The organism is Neobacillus sp. NPDC093127 (assembly GCF_044754175.1).
Taxonomy (GTDB): domain Bacteria; phylum Bacillota; class Bacilli; order Bacillales; family Cytobacillaceae; genus Neobacillus.
Genome location: NZ_JBIVOP010000020.1, coordinates 67,145 through 91,022 on the forward strand (window position 1 = coordinate 67,145; position 23,878 = coordinate 91,022).

The window sequence follows — 23,878 nt, forward strand, 5'->3', positions numbered from 1 at the left end:
GTAGTGAAAGGGGAAGATTCTAGATATAACGATACCTTGCTGTTAATCCTTCAATACTCATATTTTCATTCACATCATTATGAGGAATAAGCAAATATATCCATTCCTTACCACCGTGTTGTAATTCATGCTCCGTTGCATGCCGGCACCAGTTTTGAACAGCCCTAGCCTTATCTTGTACTACTTTATCCTCAATTTCGTCTTTGTTCTTTATCTCGCAAATAAATTTCTGAGTTTTTGTTTCAACCACAAAATCAGGATTATAAACGTTACTGTGACCGTAATATATTTTTAACTGACCGATTGCTGGTTTAAACCATTTCTCCACAGCAACATCGTTCTCACAAATAACTGCAAACCGCCTTTCACTATCAGAATCAAACTTTTGAGTACGGTATAAGCATTTTAAAAATCCACTGAATACTAAGCTCTTGATTCTCGATTTATCTTCCACAGGTTCTCTAAACTGTCGTTCCCCATTTTCAATCATTGTAGTGTAATGAACAGGTTTCAGGGTCTCAAATCCTTTGCTCACAGTCACTTCGTAAGCAGTAGCGTGTTCATAATAGTTCTCCTTCATTTGAATATGAATTAGTTCCGCTAACCTAGTCCGGTTATATAAAAGTACATTTCGAACAGCATTCTCGTTTAATAAATAGCTTTGTAAATGAGTCACTAATTCGCCAGATAATTTATATAATAAATCCGCATGCTCATCGTAAGATATATCTGAGTAATCTATTAGAGCAGATACTAAATAATCCTCCAACCGCTCCTCACCATATTGCTGTTGATTTCGTTGCAAAGTATTACGTTCATGAGTTCGTAGATGTTGAATTAAAATCTTTTCTTCCACAGGCTGTAAATTTATATTACTGACCTCTAGATTAAAATCTTTATAACCCCATGAAAGCTCACCAACTGGCTGAACAAGTATTCGAGGAATATCAATACTATGCTGAATTGTTTTCTTTAAATAAGTTTCTACAACCTCAATAACGAATTGCTCAGTTTCTTTCGGGAACAAGTCTAGTTGATTTATCTTATACTCATTTCTAACATCTGATATTAATTGCTGTTTGACATCCTCTTTATCTAATTCTTTTGAGGTTGGAAGATGTTCTAGACTTTGTACCTTGGTTTGGACCAAATCTATGACTTTTTTGATTTCATCTAGATTAAATGCATGTTTAGTTTCAGGTTTTTGCTCTGTGATTTTTTTAACTATTAACTCCTCTACTTCATTAACAATCGTTTCTTCAAGGACTGGCGAAGCAGTAACAGCTTTCTTTTGTTCTTTAGCAATATCTTTACCGATATATACTCCACTACGTATTATTGAGTTAGGATTATTTGCTTCATCAACAATTTCTTGAAATTTATCGTGAGCAATAATTGTTAACCGGTCAACAGTTTTTACACCAGTTCGTCTTCCATACGGGAGACGTAAACCACGTCCAATTGACTGTTCAACTAAAGTTTTTGAGTTTGCTGCACGTAGTGGGATTAATGTATATAAGTTAGTAACATCCCAACCTTCTTTTAGCATATTTACATGAATAACAATTTCAATTTCTGATTTGGGGTCTTCTAATGCCATTAATTCTTGAATTGTTTCGTCTTTTTCCTCTCCTCTTTGATTTGAGTGGACAGTGATAACTTTACCTTTATAACTGCCATTAAAGAAGTCATCGGATTGAAGAAGATTTGACAATTGTTCAGCATGAGTTGTTTCTTGGGCAACTACAAGTACAAACGGTTTTACAGTTTGTAGATGGTTTTGCCTAGCGTATACTTCCAGCTCTACTTTAGTTTCCTCATGTACTAAAATCCCGTCTTCTAGCTTTATCTTTTCTAATTCTTCTGCGTTATATTGAGAAGGATTAAAATCTTCGCGAGTTGCTACAGCAGGTTCTTTTACATAACCATCTTCCATAGCTTTGAATAATGGATAACTATAGATGACATTTTTAAAAGGAATAGTCTTTGTTCCCGTTTCAACTTGTGGAGTTGCGGTCAACTCTATTCCAAGTACAGGATTTAATTCATTTAACACCTTAACACCAGCAGAAGCACGATAACGGTGCGATTCATCCATAAGTAAAACCAAGTCTGGTAATGAAGCAAGGTATTCAAAATAACTTTGCCCGATATATTCACTCAAACGTTTAATACGAGGGGATTTACCACCGCGCACCTCAGAATTTATCTTTGAAATGTTAAAAATGTTTATATGTATTTCATCTTCACCAAATAAACTTTGTTTTCTAACTCCTACCCCTTCCTCATAATTGTCTCCTGTAATAATTATTGGTTGATTAATCGATAGTTCCGCTATCCCTTTAAATACATATTTCGATGTATTTGGTGTAAAATCTTGAATTAATTTATTATAAATTGTTAAATTGGGGGCTAAAACGAAAAAGTTCTTCATCTTTTTAGCTATGTAAAAGTATGCTATAAACGCACCCATTAACCGAGTCTTACCAACCCCAGTAGCTAAAGCAAAACAAAGAGAGGGGAAATCCCTCTCAAAATCAGCAACAGAAGGATACAAAGAACTTATTTTTTCTAATTCATTTTTTACAGAATCTAGTCCATGTCTACCTAACTCAATAGTCTCAAGGATATCGGCTAAAATCTCTAAAGACTCTTTTTGAGGTTTTCTAAGGCTAAGACGTGATGAGATGTTATTTATATATCTATTCATTATTCATCAACTTCCTCTTCAAAAATGTCGATTTGTTCATACATTTCATTCTTTGGAAGTGCTTCAATCTCTAGGCTGTAGTCATCTTTTCCAAATTCGCAATTCTTTAATATTGAAGTTGGTATCTTTTCAAATGTAATACTTGGATAGTCATCAACATTTACCGTAAATGCTTTGCAGCAAATTAGAAGTGTCTCATCTTCTCTCATTTGTTCTTGAATCTGGTCTGCAATCTCACGATTAATTAATTGGGTTGTTACATAAATATAATCGTTTTCTGTTGATTGTCCTTGTTTCCAATATATAGTCTCATCAGGATTATATTTAAATCCTTTATGATTACACATTGCCTTAGCAAGCATAAAAGAATTATATTCCTTACTGATAACCCAGTTTCCAAATTTATCCTTTTCCAATAAACTAGGAGCAATACGATAGTAATTAAATCCTCCTCCACCGTTCCAACTGACAAGTTTAGTGGCTCCATTAGGGTCATTGCCATCAATAACCTTTTTCATACGAGGTATTATGTGAGTATGACAATGTTCACCTAACTCAATCATAATCCACTTACGTCCCATCTTATGTGCAACTGCACCAGTAGTACCAGACCCTGCGAATGAATCTAAAATAATATCATTTGGATTGGTAGCTAAATGGATTATTCGATGAAGTAATCTTTCCGGTTTTGGAGTCGAAAAAACATCTTCTTCATTAAATGCCTTTACCTCTTCTTTTGCCTCATGATTATGTCCGACTTCATCGAATTTCCAAATAGTTTTAGGAGGAATACCTCCTTGCTTTAAATCACAAAGAAATGTCTTTCTTGAAGGAGTTGCCTTTCCATCCTTTCCGAACCATATTGCATTGTCCTCATCTAATCTAGCAAGTGTATCCAGTGAAAACCTAGGAAAAGTGCCTGGTGGCGGACTCCACTCAACGCCATTTTTAAATGTATAACTAAAGTTTTTTGATTTATCAGAACCACTTTTAGCATGTAAAGGAGTAGATTTCCAAGGTCCTTTGGGATGATTATCAGGATTTTTATAAGCTTTATTCATTTCATCTGTACGTGGCATTTTATTAGGAAACCAAAGATTTTTATTTTTAGCGTATACTAAAATATGGTCATGATTATCAGAAAACCATTTTGCATCGTTGGATAGAGTGTATTTCTTTTCCCAAATAACATTTGCAACAAAGTTTTTCCTTCCAAAGACCTCATCGCATAAAACTTTAAGATAATGTACCTCATCATCATCTATTGATATCCATAATGAGCCATCATCTTTAAGGAGATTATGAATTATTTTTAATCGGTCTCTCATTAAAGACAGCCACAAAGAATGCTCAATTCCGTCATCATAGTGCTCAAAAGCATTACCTGTATTATACGGAGGGTCTATGAAGACACATTTAATTTCTCCTCTATATTCTTGTTCCAAAGCCTTTAACGCTAACAAGTTATCTCCATAAATTAATCGGTTATTAAATATGCTATTATCTCGTACTGAAGCTGAACTATATGAGAGATTTTTATCTTCTAATAGGATTCTTGGCTCTAATTTGGGGACAACTTCTTTTCCTATCCATGTCAATTCTAATTTTGTATTGTTAATCATATTACCCCTCTTTTATTAAACGATTTTCCATTTTAGTGAAAATAATTGTTTCTTTGTTACCTTTTGTTCCAATTTCTTTTCTACTTCAATAAATAGAAGCTCTTTTTGCCGGTCAATTTCATCTTGTTCATCATATAAACTTCGTCTCATTTCGCTTCTTTTTTTCTCACGTTCACGAATCGTTTTATTTATTTCCAGCTTTTCAGCTATTTGTCTTGTCATTCTAGCTTCTTTTTGTAAGTGGGTAATTTCTAAATCAATTTCTTTTAGTTCAATTTCTAGCTTGTCCTTCAAATCTTTTGACCATTTATCTAATTTCTCTAATTCACGGTCTAAAAAGTCATTAGTTCTGTCCTGTATCTCATTTAAAATGGCTGTCTCCTGATGCTTCTTCACCATTAACAATAAATTCCTTATCGGCTCGGAGATAACTAAATTTTCTCCCTCTTCTGCCGGTAAATCAAACATTTTTTCACATATCTCTTGTTCGATTTGATTTCCATCATGGTCTACGCAAGAGAAGATTAAATGCTCCTCTTCTTCAGCAGAACTTACTTGCAATAAGTCTAGGGATAACCATCCTTCTTTACCGACAAAGTTTGAAAGAGCACTAATCTTTCCAATATAATCGGAATATCGGAATATTAGTTCTTTTGGACCCAATGTACGACTTTTAGCTTGTTGAATCCAGTTAATTGCTAAAGGATGTCCTAAACGATAGTGATGAACGTTCCCATCTTTTGATGCTTTTTTAACTTGCGAAAGCATTTGATATTTTTCCTTTGTTGACAACATCTGAAAACTAAGTGTTTCCTCTTTAAAGATTGCCTGATTGCTTCCTTCAAATTCAGACAGCCCCCACAGAAAACGTTCTAATTTATTCATTTGAAGGTTTGTTTGTTCATAATGGTTTCTGAATTTTTCTCTGACTTCATCATCAAAGTTTTCAAGAAGGTTTTTTCTTGTTTCATTCATTTTATTTTGTATCTGTTCGTCAAGTTCCGATTGTAATTGATTAAATGCTACTTGGATTTCTTCAGCTGTCCGGCAACTTTGATAAATTTGTTGGATTCGTTTTTCAAAATCCACTCCTGATTCAAGTGACCCTAAAACTTCATCTGAAGAACCGAATATTCCATCAAATAAACAAAACTTCTCTGATAGTAATTCAAATACTCTTTTATCAGCTTCATTTTTTCTATTTAAGAAATTGATAACTACCACATCGTGCTTTTGCCCATATCGATGGCACCGTCCAATTCTTTGTTCAATTCTTTGAGGGTTCCAAGGTAAATCATAGTTAACAACTAGGCTACAGAACTGTAAATTGATTCCTTCAGCAGCAGATTCAGTGGCAATCATTATCGATGCTTCATTATTAAAATGTTCAACTAGTGCAGCTCTTGTATCCACCATTCTAGAACCAGTAATTTGGTCATCGTCTTTATGGCTAACCAACCAGTTTTCATATATCTCCTTAATTTCCGGGGTATTGTTAGTACCATTAAACATAACGGTTTTTCCAACATAACCACTTTGCTCTAACATATCTTTTAAGTATGCCTGTGTTCTTCTCGATTCAGTAAAAATTATTGCTTTTTCATTAGCCCCGATTTCTTTTAGCTTTTCAAAACCATTAGATAAAGCAGTAAGTAAAGCTTTTCCCTTTTCATTTTCTGTTATAGAGGTAGCCAGTTGATAATATGAGAATAACTCATCCCGTTCTCTTAGGATTTCTTTACGTTTTTCTTCTAATGAAGGCTCTTCATTAATCTCATCATTAGAATCTTCATCAGAAGAATCTCCCCATTCCTCTACAGTCTCGTCGAACTCATCAATATCCCCATATATTTCATTTTGTTGGTTTGCTTGCACTTCAGCAAGTGAAGATTCTAATCTATTCACCAATGATAGAAGTGTATCCGATATAGCAAAAGAAGATGAAGCAAGGATTTTTCGGACAACCAATGTCATAAGATTCCTTTGACTCTTAGGAAGAGCAAAAATATCTTCTCTTTGTAAATAGGATGAAACTTTTTCATATAGTTCCCATTCAAGTGCACTTGAAGTAAACTCTTGAACTATCGGAATCCTTTTGGTATAAGGTACATATTCTGTAACTTGGCGACGTAAAGTACGATGACAAACTGGCTTTATTCGTTGCTTCAAGTCTAAAAAATCCCTCTTAGTCATCTCTTTAGTACCATGACCGAATTGCTTACGGAATGTTACCTCATCACCAAACAAGTGAGGGTCGATGAAACTAATTAAACCGTATAGCTCCATAAGTGAGTTCTGCAAAGGCGTAGCTGTTAAAAGTAGCTTAGGATTCCCTTCAGTAGCTTCTCGAAGTACCCTTGATACTTTGTTTGATTTCTTATATACATTTCGCAGCCTATGCGCTTCATCGATTATTATCAAATCCCATTGTGTTCGTTTTATATCCAGTGCTTTGTTTCGTGCAAATTGGTAGGAACATATAACAATCTGGTCTTTCTGTTGGAATGGATACAAATTACCCATTCGTAGAATTTCATTATAGTTCTTACTTTCCAAAATAATAGACGGAATATAGAATTTTTCAATCAACTCTCGGTTCCACTGTTTACGCAATGGAGGTGGAACAACAATGAGTATTTTCCTTTTTCTTTCTGCCCATAATTGACTAATTACTAGTCCAGCTTCAATAGTTTTACCTAATCCGACCTCATCAGCTAGAAGAGCTCCTTTTTCAAGTGGAGCACGAAATGCAAATAAAGCTGCTTCAACCTGATGTGGGTTCAAGTCAACAGTAGCATTAATTAAGGATTGGCTTAAACGTCCCACCGTATTGGATGCATTTTGCTTTGTTAACTCATAAGCGAAGTATTGACTGTGATAATTTGTACTCAATTTACAATCACCTTATTTCTTTTCTCGTATTCTATTCTACCATTTTATTGACTGGGACGAAATTACCAATAAATAAAAGGTTTTAAAAACATCATTTCCTTGTACCCAGACTCTAAGGACTAGCTAAGTTTCACTTATTTTTGAAGGGAAAAGAAGTTTTTATATAACTATATAGAAGGTAGAAATTAACCTGATTACAACTTAATATATTTCAGGGCATATCCATTTTATTTAGAAGGGAGGAAATGTCTTGGATTTAACAATTTACAACAAAGATTCATCTCGTATGAGCGAAATAAAATCCGGAACAATTGATTTAATTATTACTAGTCCACCATATTGGAATTTAAAGGATTATGAACATCCGGAACAATTAGGTTTAAATTTATCCTATAAACAATACTTATATCAATTAAAAAAACATTTTTATGAATGCATGAGAGTCTTAAAAGAGGATGCTTTTATTTGCATAAATGTCGGTGATATTAGGAGTGGCAGATATAAAGAAACCGGGAGACCCAGATTGTATTCCTTACAATCCGATATTATTAATTTCTTTACAGAAGAAATGGATTTTGATTTATTTCAGCACTTTATATGGGAAAAGCTAGGTGTAAAAAAAGGGGCTAAGTCGACTATCATTTATGGTTCTGTGGGAAAAGGAGGGTATAAGGATTTTGGGTTTCCACCTTTTCTATATACTGATTTACTAACAGAACACATTTTAGTATTTAGAAAACCTGGGAACAGGAAAAGAGATGTTATTGACCGACTGAAAGAACAATCTTTAAATTTAATTCCAAAGGAAATTCTTAAAGAATGGCTTCACCCAATTTGGAAAATTAATTCTTTGAAACATATATCGCATAAAGCAACATTCCCAGATGAAATAGCAATTAGGTTGATTAGGCTATTTAGTCTAGAAAATGAAACTGTATTAGACCCTTTTTCAGGGACTGGAACAACCTTAAGAAACGCAATTGAATTAGGTAGAAATGCAATTGGATATGAATTAAATGCAAATTACATAAATGAATTAATTAAATTTCATAAATTAACACAAGAAGGTGACAAATACTATAATCGTAATTAAAAAAGGAAACTAAGGTGTATGGCTATTAAAAATGCTGTTTTTGTCATTATATTTTTTAAATATAAAAAAGTCGAAAATTTACAAGTGATGAATAAACACTTAGGTATTTTCGGCTTATTTAATAATCTACAATAATTTATCATATTCTTACTTTTACTTTTAGAATAAAAATCAACAAAGGAAAGGAATTATAATAAAATCCCTTTCCTTCGTAAATAACAGATGCTCATTTTACATTCTGCCCTTTTTGATAAGAAATTGATGTGCATTTGGCAAAATGCTATTTTCTAGCAAATCTGAGTGCCTCCTATAAAAATCAGATGATAATTTCGCAATACAATTATCAATCTCTGGTAATGCTTTAAAGGAGTTGTAATTGAATTTGTCCCCATCAAATTCAGCTTCAACAAATCGATTAGAGGAAGCACCATTAGAAAGCAGAAGGTCAAAAATTACTTTTCCTTTGAACAGTAATTTTAACTCCTCCTCTATATGGTCAATGTCCTCTATTGGATTTACATAAGAAGTTGAGTAAATCACAAATGGATAGTCATCATAATTCAATTTTTGAATTTCATAATTTTTCATCGTCATCACCTTTTTATTCTGAAAAAGGACTTTTAATTAGAAACAGTTGCTTTCGTAATCTCAGCGTGGGCACTCTCCACCAAGTCTATCACTTTTGCAATGATACGGTCAGCTTCCTGCTTAGTTTCAATAATGCGGGTAAAAACATCTTGAGATTCTACATGAAAGAGATTATGTCTTTGTTTTCTGTAATAATTATATAACGTTTCAACCCACGATTTGGTTACATCATCTAGTTCTGTCCCGGTTTTCGATAAATATACATACGTATTGTTTGTTCCGTTATACCCAAACAGTTCCCCAATGCTGTCTATGCCCTCTTTCCTTGAAACATTGATATTATTTGAGAGTAAGATTTTTTTAATAAAACCCTCTAAGGTCTTTAAAACTGGGAACACAAATGGAGAATAATCCTCTAAAGGAATATCGATTTTTTGTAAAGCCAATGACCCTGCAAGTATCTTTTTAAGGTTCTCCCCTAAGTAATTATATGCAGATGGTAATAATTCCTGCATTTCTTCCCTAACTTCTTCAGGACGAATTTCGACATTAAAGAACTCCGATTGATTTTTAATCACCTCGTCGAAAGGAAAATGAGTTGCAAGTAAACAGGTTACTTCCTGATATAAATACATCGGTTTACCTTGTACCTGTAATCTTCGAGTCGTTTGGTAATACTTCAAAGTAATCTTATCTGCAATTTTACTTTGAAATTGGTAAAGTTTGTATTTTTGTGTTTCATTATAAGATTCATTTATCTTCTTAACCCCATCCAACTCATCTTCCAAATATTCTATGATTAAATGAAACTCTTCTTCAGCCAACGGACAAACGGAATAGTCTCCACTTCTATCCGCTATGCCAAATTGTTGTTTCCCACGGATGTGTGCAGCTAATTCTACCCCTAAATCTACATATTGCCCGACAGGACGAATCGTAGTTTTTCCACTCTGAGCAAAGTAAAAATCAACCATGATATCTTTAGAGTCCGCTTCTATGGTGCAGCGATGTTGGGTACCGCCAATATGATTGATATCAGAAATCTGAAAGGATGAAAATCGGATTTCGGCAAACTCTTGAATCCATTCAGGCAGCTTGTCTCTATCTAAATTTAATCCTTTAAAAATATTTTTCTCTGTCACGGTAATTCTCCTTAAGGTATGCTTGTACATCATAGCATAAAATTTTCTCAACAGACAATTATGTTACTAGCTTTCCAAGATTCCTTGTTCTTCTTTTTATCAAAGGAAGGAATGGCATCGAATTGAACGAGCAAGCCCTCAGCTGCTGGAGAGGGTATATCATTTACATAGCAAAAGAATGATTCTGCCCCTGATTGAATAAAACAAAAAGGTGCTCCATCCTTGACATTTACTAATTTTCCTGACAGTGACCTTCTTATTGTCCTGTTCGATTTTTGGAAGTTTCTTTGAATGGAGTCACTGCTTCCCCAATAATTTTGACATTTATTTAACGCCTCATAAAAAGATACCTGAGCAGAAAATCCTTCTTTCTGTATCAACTCTTGTAACACGACTTCAATTTGTACTGGTACACTCCAACTATTTTTTTCTCTTATCAGTTTGAACAGTTGAAAATGATAATAGGATTCTTCTATCTTATTTAATTCTTTAGAAAGTTGGGCTGCATCTAAAATCAGTGATAAAATCCCCTCTAACCTACGTTCAGAACCAGCCGCTTTATACATAAAATGCAGAGCTTGTACTTTACCACCCTTTTTATTCAGAAGATTGGCATAGTCATGTAATATCCACCAATCTACTCTTCTTCCCTGGATTAATGGATGCAGGATAGCTTCAGCTTCGTTGAGCTTGTCCTGCTTCAAATATGCCAGTGCCTGTAATCTTTTAAAATACTTTTCCTTCTGATTCGGTTTGCTGAGAACAAAAACAACTCTTTCAACGGCTTCCGCATATAACCCTTGGTGGATTAGACAACGGATTTTATGAAGATACCAAATTGAAACATAGTCCCAACCTGTATTCCCTCTATTCGTTTCTATAGGGGTATCGTCAATATTTTCTGGGTTTATCTTATCCACCCATTCACATGAAATATCCCATTTTTTATATTGTTTTGATTTCTTAAGAACCGAGAAAACAACCTTCTGCAACGCGAGTCCATCTGGATTTAATTTCATAATATGATTCGCTATATTGAGAGTCTTGCTCAAGGAATCTTTTTCGGTTAGTTGGTTTAAAAAACCACCAATATAAGTCCATATAATTTCAATACGGCACCAGTTTAAATCAAGATGTTTCTTTTCCAACTCTCTCGCCAACGGAATTGCTTCATCAAATCGTTTCAATTTTCGTAGACAATGGAGAAGACCAACCCCATCATATTTATCTTGGGAATTCCCCCACAACTTTTGATAAATGGATAAAGCTTCTTCTAGTTGTCCACTTTGTCTATGTGATTTTGCCTGTTCCTTTAGTTGGTATAATTCATTCATGGCATCACCATTTATTCCATAATTTGTTGAGTGGTTTTAAAATGAAGCTTAGCTACATTCTTCAACTCTTTTGAACCGTATTGGGATACAAATCGCTTGGCACTTTCCTTTGTAGTAGCAGAAGCCCCTTTCGGGAATTTTATTCTGAAACTAGATGACATTTGCTCTAGTCTAGTAACATATTCATTTCTAGCTAAAACACTTGCCGCTGCCACTGCTATATTTTCTTCTGCACGAGGCATTTGATGAAGAGTAATAGTTTTTCCTTTTTCCAAAAGTGCTTTTTGGATTAATTTCTCATCCCCAAATTGGTCTGACAATACTGTGTTGCACTCTTGCTTAGTCAAAATATTTTCAATGACCCTGGCGTGTCCCCAAGCCAGAAGTCTGTTGAGATTTTGGATTTTATCATAAAGCTCATTATATTTTTGGTTTCCAATTGGTACGATTGAATGCGGACATAGCTGTTTAATTTTTGGAGCGAGTTCCAGTATGGTTTTATCTTTCATTTTCTTACTATCCATGATTCCCAGCTCTTTTAAAATAGTAGAGGTTTCTTTCGTGACTAGCACACCTGCAATCACTAGTGGTCCAAAATAGTCACCTTTACCTGATTCATCTGTTCCAATTAAATCATCAGGCAATGCCATTACAGCGGACCCACTTGCATTTTTGACTGGAGTTTTCGAGCGTAAATCAGTCGTTCCTTGATTTAGAAAAGTTTCAATACGACAAAGAAATTCCGAATCCTTTACCTGGGATAAGTCATACCTTATACCCTTTTTACTTTCATAAATCCTTACTAATCCATTTTGGTTCCCATTTATTATAAGGAATTGAAGTCCATAATTTATCTCTTTTACATCAGAGACAGCGAAACCCTTTGGAACTAATAATTGCTTGATATTTTCAAAATACTCATATTTATCTTTACCAGCTAGCATCGTTATCTCCCCGCTATTGAAACAATTTACATTATTTTTAATTGTATCATACTTCGACTTAATTCTGTCAATTCCAACATCCACATTATGGATATAAAAATAGTGTTCGTACTGCAAAAATCATATAAAGCTTAATTGCTATAAACAGCTATAGAGGAACTGCTAGAAATACCCTCATATCACAAAAAGGGTCGTAATACAACGACCCCTTTTCTGTCCTCTGGAAGTTCTATATAATTCCATTTGCGGATGAGACATTTAATATTATAGTCCAAGCAACACCCGATAAGGCATTAAAAGATGCATGGGATAACCAAGCTGATAAAAATCCATATTTTAAAAAGAATATCCCGAAGACTAATCCGGGAATAAAATATCCGTAAAAATTTGTTATATCAGGTTCATGTATCATAGCAAACCATGTAGTAATTATTAAAAGCCAGCTAAGTACAAAGTATTTATTTTTTTCTACGAATAATTTTGTTCTAAACCAGTCAACACATCTTTCAAATTTTGTAGTCCTTTGACTATTATCATTTCCAGGCTTTTGAAGTATAGTATAGGTAAAAAATACAAACAATCCTCCGTAACACAAGTAACGAAATAGGAATTCTTCAGAAAAAGTTGGAAAAAAGGCATGAAATAATAATCCTCCCAATAAACTAAGGTCAGCCTCCTCGATATATTGACCTTTCCCTACACCTACGACAGACCCACTTCCAAACATTAGTGGAACTAGACGGAAAATATTTATCAGAAAAACTAGAAAAATTGAAACCAATATTGGAAAACAAATTGAGTATGTTAAATTATCTTTAGCCCAAAACCTTTTAAAAAAATCTTTTCTTAAGTTTGGAAAAACAAAGAGAAGATACATGAAAACGGTAAACGGAGTAACCATCAGTTCTACATGTGTATCATTCATACCTAATTCTAATTTTTCATTGAGATACAGAAGTAAAAACATAAAAAAAAATAATACTACTGAAAAAAGGAATATCCTTTTTATTATTGCCATATTCAATCCTCCCAACATGCATATATAATCTTTTATTCCTATTGCACATGGGATATGACAAGCTCATTATAAAAAACAGGCAAGTTATAAAGCTGTCGGTTCAAAATAAAAAGTTAACCAATTAGGTTAACTCATAATTAAAACGTTCTATATATTGAGGGGCAAATATTGTTTCATCATCAGTTGGATGCACACCATTAAAAATTCCTTCTGAAATTATTAACACATAATCGATTGGAAAACTTATTGTTTCTTTTAAAAGTGTTCTTCCTACAAAATCCTTCATTGTAACATAAGCCCATTCATCAAGTTTAATTGATTGCTTTCCATTTTTTAAATGGTTAAAGTATTTTTCTGCTCGCGGTTGAATTATATTATCGAAAGTCCCTGTCCCATATACAGTATTTGCGGCTTTTTTATTTATATTAATAAAATCGTCATCACTATCTAAAGTAAAAATAAATGTATTTTGATTTTCATCAATCCCAAATAAAATTACTTCAAGTTCAGGTTCTTTCTCTAATGGCTCCCCGGTAACAGTTCTCTCTTCATTTCTCTTAATAATTTCTTGCTGCAATAGCTTGAAATCATAAGAAAACTCCCGTTGTACGACCGTTACAACATCTTTTAAGTTAGTTACTTTGTTTTTAGTAATTTCACTTATTACTTTATTTCTGGTACTATCCATTTCAGAACCAGCAGAAGTAATATAAATTTTAGACCCAATTATCGGAAATATTTTTTTAGCCAAATCTCTTTGAATTCCATTTGTCCTTCTTCTATCAGCCGCGACAAAAACCCCATTATTATCAATAAAACCAATTATTGCAGTCAAAAGTGCTTCCTCACCTTTTCAATAAGTTTAATTTTTATTATCATTCAATTTTGTAATTATTTAAAAATCAGATTCATCTCATTCCTCATATAATCTTCCAGCCCTTTCCATTGTTGTAAAGGTTCCATATTTTTAACATCACGCAATTTTTCTAGGTCTATTGACGATTTATTCAAATGTTCCTTTGATAGGTAGAATACTTTAACGTTTGAAACATTTTCTGTTGACGTGACTGAATCCCATCTATTGTGGTCATTATCCCTACATAAAACCAAACCTATTGATTTTAACTCCGAACAAGGTTTTAAGATAATATGGTCTGTTCTTGCCGGTTCGTTTTTATGATTTATTTCTAAAAATAAATCGTGTTCGATTAATTTTGTCTTAAATAATCTAAATTTAACAATAAAATCAGTAAAATAGTCAAGTCTTTGCTTCATCTCATTAACCCAATAGTCACTAGCATACGAAATGTCAATTTTTAATTCGAATACTGCCCGTACTATACTTTCTCTTTCATTAACTTTTTCTAGTATAAGTACATCTGGTCTAAAGTGTTTATAAGTATAAGTCCCATTCAAGTAATATTTACTAAGTTGAAAATCAATAATGTAGTAGTAATTTCCTTCTAGAGTATTTGCCAACAACTTCGTAAATTCTTCTTCAAAAGCACCACTAATTGGTGATTTAGTTCCCCTCTGAATTTTCGGGCTAACTATTTTATCCGATGACTTTTGCTGATAAAGTGTCGCCATCTTTTGTAGCAATTCAAAAATTCCTTCTTGAAAAGAATTAAATGCCATTAAATCATCTCCCGCTTATATACAAAAAATCACTAATATTAACTTTATAAAAAAATCACTCATGGGATTTATTTTTAAAAATTCTATGAGTATACTTGTTTTTCCTTCAAAAATTTTATTATTATTACAGCACTCCCCAGACATTGTAAAAAAACAGAGCAAATTCCTATGCGAATTTTGCTCTGTTTTTAGATACTTTTTAGATTGTTATAGAAACTACTTCTCAAAAGAGAATGTCTTACATTATTCTGCGTGTTTCATTTTTTTAGTTAATTATTAGGGCTACGCCCTATGGGTTTATCGCTTTTGGTTCTCCCAAAAGGAAAAGAAAAAGAGGGTATTACCCCTCTCCTTTTGTACAGAACACTACTAGGCGCTCAGGTTGCTCCCCAGCATTGCCCTATCCTCCTAGTAGCATTACTAGTATTTCCAAATACTTTATTACTACAACATTCACACAAAATTTTTTACTAGCCTAATCACCTCGAAATTATTGGATATTTAAGAAGGAGTGAATGCTTGTGGTAAAATCTGGGAATGATAAAAAATAAAAAAGAGTGGTGAATAAATGTGACTCAACATATAGTTATCGAAAAACGTTCAAATTCAGCTGCCTCAATATCTATTGCACTCGCAATAATAGGATTTGTATTTAGTTTAATTCCATTTCCGGGTTTATTTGGTGTGGTTGGCTTATTCAGATAATATAAAAGAGGATTAGCAATAGCTAGAATAGTATTTACTTTTGTTTATAAATTTCATTCCTACAAGCTCTTTTTGGGTAAAAAATTATTAACATCAAGATTTTGATTAAGGGGGCTTCTAATCCCCCTCTTTTTTGAATTTGAAATCACCAAGTTATTTATTAATTCTTCCAAGATGTTCCCCACTTCCATCACACGATGGACAACGCGAAGAAAAGAAAATACCATTGGAGCAAGTAGAACAGAATATTTTGTTGCATTCGTAGCATTTGTATATAGCAACTTCATTTTCATTACATGCACAGTTCATACACATTGCAAAGGTAGACAAACATAACCCACCTCCATTAATTTATATTTTTTTACCCCTATTTATTTCCTCTTTCATCATTATTAATTCAAAATACCGCAAAGTGATATATTCAAACTAACAAAATATATATCGTTAACTGCCATAAACACCGAATCGTGGAAATTTAATTATTTCAAATAATCTCCTGTAGAATTCATTTCCCCTTTGTAATATAATGGACAATACTTTGTCTACCAAATAATTATTATAGACAGGAGGAATACCACCTTGCCTGAAGGACCCGAAGTACAGCAGGTTGTCAATAGCCTAAGTCCAAATATATGCAGTAAAACAATAAAAACTGTTGAAGTTTTACATGATAAAATAACAATGCCAATTAAATCAATTGGTAGACAAAATATTGAATTGTTTTCAAATCGATTAATTGATACAAAAATATTAGAGCTGGAACGTAAAGGGAAATATTTAATCTTTAAAGGTAAAAATAAAAGCTCTGACGATTTGTTTATAGTTGCGCATTTGGGTATGACAGGGGCGTTCTTCGTAGTAAAAGACTTTAATGAAATAACACCTAAATATCGAAAACACATTCATATAATATTTAGGTTGGATGATAATTCTTCGATGGTTTACTCTGACCAAAGGCGCTTTGGGTGGGTAGGTGCCTTAGAAGAAAAAGAATTTTTAAATTATAATCCCATTCAAAAAATCGGACCTGACCCATTTGATGAAAATGCTCCAGAAAGGTTTATTGCCAACATGAGACGAAAAACCTCTGAAAATAAACCTATAAAGAAATTACTTCTGCAACCTGAAATAATTGCGGGGATTGGAAATATATATGCGAGTGAATGTTTATTTAAAGCAAATATACATCCAATGACACCCAGCAAGGACATTACAGATAAAAAGCTAATGGAACTATTATCACATGTCCGTGAAACATTTGCATTGGCTATTAGATTAGGCGGTTCATCCATTAGAGACTACGTAAATTCCGAAGGTCAGAAGGGAACATTTCAGGAACACTTCAAAGTATATGGTAAAAAGGATTGTCCGGAATGTGGGCATCCTCTAGAAAATGTAAGAATAGACAATCGTTCTTCATTCTATTGCCCAAGTTGTCAAAAAAAGTAATGACTTGGAATTACCCTAAGCCGTTCTCTTTTGGAGTACCCGCAACTATAAAAACATATATAAAAGCAACACATTTTGCAGAGCAATTATCAATGGAATTTGCTCCACCTTTTTATTGATTTATTAAGGTTTATTAAGGAAATTAGGGTTAAAATCGCACCTTAAATCACATACCCATTAGCATACACCATAATAAAAATTATGGTCTTGCGTTTTCGTGTGCGATTTCATACGCCAATAGCATTTTCATCAAAATCAAAAAATTAGGGAACTTCATTTGAAGTTCCCTCGTTTATGTCACTTTGTTCTTCTGCTAAAGCCCCCGTTAGCTTAAGTGTATTTCTTCACAAACTTAACCTTTTGGGCAGGTGCATTTTTTCTTTTTGTACTTATGCTAATTGGCTATAACTTGTATGAAGAAAATAGATAAACTCTACCGCCATTTCCTTAGATGTGACGGTTTTTGGTTTTACTTACTTTACTAAAAAAAAACAAAGAGGGTAGCTATTCAAGCTACCCTAAAATACAATTGATGATTTATTTTTTTTTGTCAAACACAACAGATTTTAGCTTATTAAGATTCTCAATAGTTTTGTCATCTACAGTGTATACAAATCCAAGAAAACAAACCACGCCCAATCCCGCAAAACTAAAATTCAGAATAGCTTTTTTGTCCATGCTTTCCCCTGCTTTCTAATTTAAATTGAAGAGTATAAATTAAAAAGGAGATATTTAAAATGAAAAACAAAGGTGGACATGCTTATCATATCATAAAAAAGACAAAAATCACGTTATTTTTTATTTTTCAGAAAAAATTTCTTATTCCGCTGTTACCTCAGCCCCTTCAATGATTAGAGCAAGAAGCCGTAATTTAGACAAACTACACTTTCATATTTTTGAATATTAATTATAAATGAATCTTTATCAACAATTATACTTATTCTTCTAAATTGTTTTAATACTTATACTACTGGTAATAAATGGGTCAAGCGACTAACCTGCCCTTTACTTCAATAAGGGAAAGCGTTAACCCTTTCGAGTAACGCCCCCATTACTTTAATTAGATTCTTTAAAAAAGGGGAAACTAGCTATGGGTGATAACTATGAAGAAAATCTTAGGTTTAATTTATGTCTCAATGTTAACGCTTTGTCTTTTTTCTTTCCCTGTTCAAGCGACTGAAAAAGAAACCGACAATGAAATGATTAAATATGCCTTAATTAGGAGTCTCGACCCCTCGATTGATAAGGCTTTGGCAGAAATCTATAAGGACACACCAAGAGGAATTCCTCAATGGGCAGGCTGGGAGACTGAAATTACTAATATAAAACAATTGTATGGTGTTGGTGTTGCTTATGAAGTAACGGTTAAAGTTTTTCCTTATTATGGACCCCATATTGGGAATGGAATTGATGAAATTACAATTAGAATTGCTTCTGGTGGTCAAGAAGTAATCGACTATAAACATATTCATGATGTCTAAAAGGACAAGGGAGACTCCCCTGTCCTTTTATCATTACAACTTTTTGCTAACCTGCAACGTTAGTACAAGAAGAAAAAGCTGCTTTTAATACAGACTAGTTCTAAACACAAGTAGTCTTTGTATGTAAGTTAAAAGGATGCTAAAATAAAAGAAAGAAATTGGAGGAGATTTTGGTGGAAGAAATCTTACAACAAATTTTGAAGAAATTAGATGAACTTAGCACTGATGTCAAGCGTTTAGAATCAAAAGTCGATAGCGTAGACAATAAGGTCGATAATCTTAAATCCTCAATAGGCACGGATTTGACACCATATATTGAAAAGAATGTGCAACATATTGACGAATCCAATGAAAGAATAATCAGATATGTTGATGATAAAACTGATGCTTTGAATAAACGTGTTTTCGCCGTAGAAACTGATATTCAAAGATTGACAAGACAATATAGATAAAAGAGTTCCGGCTGCTGCTGGAGCTTTTTTTATATTTGTTTACGATATCGATTGTTAGAACAATAGCCCCCTACTCACCTCAACTAAATGAATTAAATTTATTCTATTATATCATTTGGAAATAATAACCTTTTTTACTTTCTTGTTGAGCTAATCTGCCCGTTAGCCATCCATGCAGCGGAAAATCGTCGCTGCACCACAGAGAATGAAAATGGGTAGGAAGTGTCTATACTGATATTGACCTTAATCCAGTCAACCCTAATCCATAGGCTTATTAATTAACGCTCTCCTCTTTTTTTACGATAGAGCAGGGTCTTTTTTAGTGTTGTCAATTTTCTATTCTTGAAGAAACTTATTTTCATGGTAGTTGAAGTAACCACTAAAAATATTTTTTACATAATATTCCTATTAACATGCTAAAATCAGTGGGATTTCATTTGAGAAACACACTGTTTTTATATTTGCTTTTTCCTATACGGGTATCTCAAAAGAGAACGGCTTAGAATTACCCCAAGCCATTTTTTTGATGTTATTAATTTATACTTTTTACCCTAAATGATTCCGAAACCCCTAGCTTCTCTTTTTAAATCCTCTTTTCGAAGTAAAAGTTGCTTTTGAACAAAAAAGAGATAGGATATCCCTAAATAAGATATCCTATCTCTTTAATGATTCTACTGAACCTTATCCTCGGAATGCGTACTAATCAAATTTATAAGTAGCACTAATTTTCACTTCTTCTATGCCATTGTAGTCAATCCCGCCTCCGTGACCATCGTAAGCGTCAAAATGCAGAATTGCTGGAATAGTTTCTCCATCAAATTCTTGTTCTTCTAATATTTCAATTTCCACATACTCAATTTTATCTTTGTTCAGTTCATTAGCCATTTTAAGCAGTTCTGAAACTTTTACTGTAATAGCCATAGATAATCCTCCTTATACACTGCATTTCAGGTTTAAATAGTGATTTACTTCTTAATTATAATTTTTTTATGCATTTCGGCAAACTAGCAACAAAATTTACGAAAGCAGCGTTTTTTAAAGAAGGCTTTTATCCAACAATGTTCTTATTTCGCTTGCGAGTTCATCATAAGGTGTTTCTTGAAGGAGGTGATATTTTTCAGTCAATTCAATGACTTCCCCTTCAAATTCATAATCCCCCAGTTCCACCAATCCTAAAATTAGCTGTGAATCTTTTGGCTGCTCATTAAAAATAAAATCCATCAATTTCTTTAAATTTTCTTCATCTTGGTCCTGCTGGTTGGGTGAGTCGATAATAATTGGGCAAAATATGGAAGTGCTGTATTTTTGTATTGTATGTAATATGCTGTAATAATAAGCTAATAATGCTCGTGGTAAACCACTGCCAGTCTCTTTTATAGTTGATGCAATTGCTTTGTAGCTACTTTCCTCGATAGTATGAACTTCCAACATTAATAAATTACTTTTCATTTGATGGAAATATTGATTTTTAATTTCCTGCTGTCTTTTTTTATCTTCAATTGTTTTTAGTTCTTCCTTCAGGTCCTTTATTTCATCTTCAAATTCAGCTATATCACCCTGAAGACCTCTTATTTCAGTTTCTAGTATTTGTTTCAGCTCTTTCTTTCCTTCGTGCTGAATGACATCTTTTAATTTTATTTCTCCTTGCTTTTTCTCCAATAAAGCCTTTATTTTTATGGTTTCGTTATTATGCTTATTATATTGCTCATATTCCTTTGCGATTTTTTCATCTAATTCCTTTGATTCTTCTTTCAATTTAATGAGTAAATCCTGGCAATTATCTTCATCTTGAGCAATGGAAAATCTTTCAGCAAAGGTATTTTCATAAGTATGACCACATGTTGGACAATCAACTGAATCAGCAAGTTTTAGTGAAAATTCATAATCCTTCCTAAGTTCGTTTATCGTTTTATTGACGATGGCTACTTGCTTTTCGACCTGAACCTTTTGGCTTTTTAACATTACAATTTTTTCTTTTGCTTTTTCACCCTTTACTTTTAGGGCTGTGTAGCTATTCATTAACTCGTCAATTTCTCTTTTAAAAACATTAATATCAATATCTACAACAAGAGTCTGTAATTGCTCCAATAATTTGTTTAATACATTTTTCGAAACGGATTTTTTTCTTTCCAATTCGTCAACTTGTTTTTGTATCACCTCTATTTTTGCTTTAATTTCATAGTATTCATTAGGCTTAATTCCCGTATGATAATTAGCAATATTGTGTTTCCAGTTACTTAATTGACCAAGGTTTTCAAAAGCTGCCCAGTTTTCTTTCCAGCTTACATCTTGGTCAATATAATAAGGAAGAAAGAAATATGCTGGTGGCGGCGTGATAAGCTCATTGCTCTTATTGTTTAATTTAATTTTATAATCCAACAGTTTTGACAAGAATGGACCAAGCCCTCTTGTAATTTTGTCGAAAGTTCCTAAAACATTCTTTTGTTCATCAAAGACAGCAAAAAAGCTGCCTTTTCGCAAAATTGAATAGGATGTATCATCAATAGAAAAATCAATCACTGAAATGATATCTGCTTTTTGCCATCTGGGATGCAGATTCTTTGGAGTCGCCCCAAATGTCCAATAAATACTTTTTATTAAGGACGACTTTCCGGTGTGATTATCACCCTTTATTATCGTTATCTTTGGATGGAAGGGAATTTTTCTTGCCCTTTTTTCCATTAGAGAGACCAGCTTGATTTCTTTTAAAATTAATTTCTTCATAGTTTTTTAACCTCAAATTTCGAATTAGCTTCCTAAAATTTTCATTCATATACCATACAACTCCATTAAAATAATTGCCTTTATATACTGCTCACTGTATAAATCAACTTTATGGGTAGCAATAAAATCTTGATAGGTAGGCAGAATAATTTCGTTGTATAACAATTTATTCTCTCGATAAGGCTCGACTAAATTTTTTATTGTTTTTCGGATATCCTGCAAATAGTTGTTGGTTAAATCCATTTTTTCAAATTTATAAGTGTCCCATGCTTCCTTAAGTTCTATTAATTCAACGATTGGCATCCCTTCGGTATTTAGTCGATTTTCGGTCAGCGACCACACTTTTTCGACTTTATTATCGGCACCAATAAAGTTCTTAATTATTGATGTAAATTGGCTTCGACTAATACCCTTTCTTTTGGATAGCTCGTCAAAATCATAGATATTACCCTCATAGTTATTTTTCCGCTTTACTTCGTCAAACAAAGTGTTATAAACAAGGCTTATTTTGAATGTTCCCTTTGGATTAAGTTCTTCAAGGAAATCACTTAGTTTCCCTTTAACAAAAGTTTCCCGTTCATTAAGGATTAAGTCAGAAACTCTAAAAAACGTAATCTCCATAAAATCGGGGTCCTCAGTTAGCGAATGTTCCTCTTTTAACTGATTTATGACTTCGGTTATTTTTTTATCACATATTTCGGTAAAAGGGATTTCCCTTTTGGATAGACTCTTCGTTTTCTTTTCCTTTAAATCGATACTTAAATATGCGTTTGACACAAAATTTAATGACAATGTGTGATTTGGAAATTGTAATTTACATCCATACATTTTTCCAATAATAGAAGGAAGGGGTCCTTTTTCCCCTTTCTTTCTACTTAGCAACCTTCTAAGTGTCCAATTTGCATCACTTGTTTTTATTTGAAAGAACTCCATATTTTCCGGGGAAGTTTCAGAGTCAAAAATAATGATGTCATCATAATAATCCATTACTAAAAGATAATCTTTTCCAGATTTATGTAGTTCAAGCAATTTTAATATAGCCCAATCCTTTTGATAGTCAAATCGGTTCGATGACCTTGAACCGCTGCTTTCTCGCGGGCGTTGTTCAGCAATTTTTTGTTTTAAATCCATATACTCAACTCGCAATTCGATTTGCTATTTTACAGAATATTCTACATACATTTTACCTTTATTTAGGGAGTAATTCTACCATTTAAATTATTGAAGATGCTGTCGAAAGATACATACCTTTGTTCCTACCAAAAATAACCAAGGTTAAAAATCACATCTGTGTTACATAAATTGGGAATCCTCTACTATATAGAGGTGCTAAAATGATAAACATTAAGTCGAATGCGAAGGCTTTCATACATGAAAGAATAATTTATGAATATATGATGCTTCGATTTGCTGAAAATAAGTTAATGATGAAGCATGTAGTTGTTGCTGGTAAGCTATCTTATAAGAATAAAATAGTTCCTGTTTCTTACCTGGAACCCATCGAAACTACATTTCCTGATGTAAATAAAATTGTAATAAAAGGGGACAAATGTGTAAAAGGAAGACCTGGTGAAATTAAGTTTTTATCATCAGATTTTAATTATCATAAAGATGAAGCGGAGAAATTCAATAAGTTCAAGAAAGATTCAGGTTGTATGATTGTTCTTAGACATGATTATTTACCTTTAGGTCTTATTGAAAAGTATCATGATATCGATGTTTTTGAATTAGATAAACAAGACTTCGAAAGGTACGTAAAAGAAAACTTCGATAGACTTTTTAATAAACAGTTATTTAGTAGAGAAGCCAATCATTTCAATATTTGGATAATGAGCCAATCGCCCAATTTTTATAAAGGTTATAAGAGGATGAATATTGAACCAGCTTCAGTAAGTGGTATTTGGTGCCCGAAAGATAAATTGACGAATTACGATATTTCAAAAGGAGATAAAATACTATTTATTAAATTTGGCAAAGAATTTGGATTGAGCTGATTACGGCCATCTAAATGTACCACCAGTGACAAAGTTTTTACCACCGAATGCCAAGGAATTTACCACTAAAAGACAGCTTATTTACCACCCAC

General features: G+C 33.1%; 19 protein-coding genes. 5 read left to right on the top strand and 14 right to left on the bottom strand.

Annotation, left to right across the window (positions count from 1 at the left end):
• Positions 1–19: 19 nt before the first annotated feature.
• From ACIQCO_RS22375 to ACIQCO_RS22385, 3 genes are read right to left on the bottom strand one after another with little or no spacing between them, the layout of a single operon-like run.
• Positions 20–2,710, bottom strand: coding sequence for a DEAD/DEAH box helicase family protein (locus ACIQCO_RS22375; RefSeq protein WP_400432886.1), 2,691 nt, complete (start codon positions 2,708–2,710; stop codon positions 20–22).
• The gene (locus ACIQCO_RS22380; RefSeq protein ID WP_400432889.1) at positions 2,710–4,332 is read right to left on the bottom strand and encodes a site-specific DNA-methyltransferase; all 1,623 of its coding nucleotides are present in this window, start codon (positions 4,330–4,332) and stop codon (positions 2,710–2,712) included. Before ACIQCO_RS22380 ends, ACIQCO_RS22375 begins: the two co-directional genes overlap by 1 nt.
• 15 nt (positions 4,333–4,347) lie before the next feature.
• The gene (locus ACIQCO_RS22385; protein ID WP_400432893.1) at positions 4,348–7,224 is read right to left on the bottom strand and encodes an SNF2-related protein; all 2,877 of its coding nucleotides are present in this window, start codon (positions 7,222–7,224) and stop codon (positions 4,348–4,350) included.
• A 250-nt stretch (positions 7,225–7,474) separates the two neighbouring features.
• On the opposite strand from ACIQCO_RS22385, the gene ACIQCO_RS22390 reads away from it, so the two are divergent.
• Complete coding sequence (locus ACIQCO_RS22390; protein ID WP_400432896.1) at positions 7,475–8,317, top strand: DNA-methyltransferase; 843 nt, start codon at positions 7,475–7,477, stop codon at positions 8,315–8,317.
• A gap of 231 nt (positions 8,318–8,548) precedes the next feature.
• Here ACIQCO_RS22390 and ACIQCO_RS22395 read toward each other — a convergent pair whose 3' ends face one another.
• The 7 genes from ACIQCO_RS22395 to ACIQCO_RS22425 form a co-directional block, all read right to left on the bottom strand.
• On the bottom strand, positions 8,549–8,905 hold the full coding sequence (locus tag ACIQCO_RS22395) for a type II toxin-antitoxin system RnlB family antitoxin (RefSeq protein WP_400432899.1): 357 nt from the start codon (positions 8,903–8,905) through the stop codon (positions 8,549–8,551).
• Positions 8,906–8,937: 32 nt separating this feature from the next.
• On the bottom strand, positions 8,938–10,047 hold the full coding sequence (locus ACIQCO_RS22400) for a type II toxin-antitoxin system RnlA family toxin (RefSeq protein ID WP_400432902.1): 1,110 nt from the start codon (positions 10,045–10,047) through the stop codon (positions 8,938–8,940).
• Between the two features lie 47 nt (positions 10,048–10,094).
• Entirely contained in the window at positions 10,095–11,381 is a 1,287-nt protein-coding gene (locus tag ACIQCO_RS22405) for a tetratricopeptide repeat protein (RefSeq protein ID WP_400432904.1), read from the bottom strand.
• Between the two features lie 11 nt (positions 11,382–11,392).
• Positions 11,393–12,325: a ribonuclease HIII gene (gene rnhC / locus ACIQCO_RS22410; RefSeq protein ID WP_400432907.1), complete on the bottom strand. Its 933-nt coding sequence runs from the start codon at positions 12,323–12,325 to the stop codon at positions 11,393–11,395.
• Between the two features lie 229 nt (positions 12,326–12,554).
• A complete protein-coding gene (locus tag ACIQCO_RS22415) occupies positions 12,555–13,343 on the bottom strand; it encodes a CPBP family glutamic-type intramembrane protease (protein WP_400432909.1) in 789 nt (262 codons plus the stop codon).
• A 121-nt stretch (positions 13,344–13,464) separates the two neighbouring features.
• Positions 13,465–14,178, bottom strand: coding sequence for an Ntn hydrolase family protein (locus ACIQCO_RS22420; protein WP_400432912.1), 714 nt, complete (start codon positions 14,176–14,178; stop codon positions 13,465–13,467).
• A gap of 56 nt (positions 14,179–14,234) precedes the next feature.
• Positions 14,235–14,981, bottom strand: a complete 747-nt coding sequence (locus ACIQCO_RS22425; RefSeq protein WP_400432914.1) for a hypothetical protein — start codon at positions 14,979–14,981, stop codon at positions 14,235–14,237.
• A 1,284-nt stretch (positions 14,982–16,265) separates the two neighbouring features.
• Between ACIQCO_RS22425 and mutM the strand changes: the two genes are divergently transcribed.
• Positions 16,266–17,135: a bifunctional DNA-formamidopyrimidine glycosylase/DNA-(apurinic or apyrimidinic site) lyase gene (gene mutM / locus ACIQCO_RS22430; protein ID WP_400432916.1), complete on the top strand. Its 870-nt coding sequence runs from the start codon at positions 16,266–16,268 to the stop codon at positions 17,133–17,135.
• Between the two features lie 537 nt (positions 17,136–17,672).
• On the opposite strand, the gene ACIQCO_RS22435 is transcribed toward mutM, so the two are convergent.
• Positions 17,673–17,813, bottom strand: a complete 141-nt coding sequence (locus tag ACIQCO_RS22435; RefSeq protein WP_400432919.1) for a hypothetical protein — start codon at positions 17,811–17,813, stop codon at positions 17,673–17,675.
• Positions 17,814–18,238: 425 nt separating this feature from the next.
• Between ACIQCO_RS22435 and ACIQCO_RS22440 the strand changes: the two genes are divergently transcribed.
• Together ACIQCO_RS22440 and ACIQCO_RS22445 are read left to right on the top strand one after the other, a co-directional pair.
• Positions 18,239–18,616 carry a DUF3888 domain-containing protein gene (locus ACIQCO_RS22440; RefSeq protein WP_400432922.1) on the top strand — a complete coding sequence of 126 codons (378 nt, stop codon included), beginning with the start codon at positions 18,239–18,241 and terminating at the stop codon, positions 18,614–18,616.
• A gap of 173 nt (positions 18,617–18,789) precedes the next feature.
• Entirely contained in the window at positions 18,790–19,068 is a 279-nt protein-coding gene (locus tag ACIQCO_RS22445) for a hypothetical protein (protein ID WP_400432925.1), read from the top strand.
• Positions 19,069–19,767: 699 nt separating this feature from the next.
• On the opposite strand, the gene ACIQCO_RS22450 is transcribed toward ACIQCO_RS22445, so the two are convergent.
• The 3 genes from ACIQCO_RS22450 to ACIQCO_RS22460 all read right to left on the bottom strand — a co-directional run bounded on the left by ACIQCO_RS22450 (position 19,768) and on the right by ACIQCO_RS22460 (position 22,923).
• Positions 19,768–19,989, bottom strand: a complete 222-nt coding sequence (locus tag ACIQCO_RS22450; protein WP_400432927.1) for a hypothetical protein — start codon at positions 19,987–19,989, stop codon at positions 19,768–19,770.
• 114 nt (positions 19,990–20,103) lie between these two features.
• Positions 20,104–21,792, bottom strand: a complete 1,689-nt coding sequence (locus tag ACIQCO_RS22455; RefSeq protein ID WP_400432930.1) for a hypothetical protein — start codon at positions 21,790–21,792, stop codon at positions 20,104–20,106.
• A gap of 45 nt (positions 21,793–21,837) precedes the next feature.
• Complete coding sequence (locus ACIQCO_RS22460; RefSeq protein ID WP_400432932.1) at positions 21,838–22,923, bottom strand: DUF4297 domain-containing protein; 1,086 nt, start codon at positions 22,921–22,923, stop codon at positions 21,838–21,840.
• A 203-nt stretch (positions 22,924–23,126) separates the two neighbouring features.
• Between ACIQCO_RS22460 and ACIQCO_RS22465 the strand changes: the two genes are divergently transcribed.
• Positions 23,127–23,786: a hypothetical protein gene (locus tag ACIQCO_RS22465; protein ID WP_400432935.1), complete on the top strand. Its 660-nt coding sequence runs from the start codon at positions 23,127–23,129 to the stop codon at positions 23,784–23,786.
• Positions 23,787–23,878: the final 92 nt, after the last annotated feature.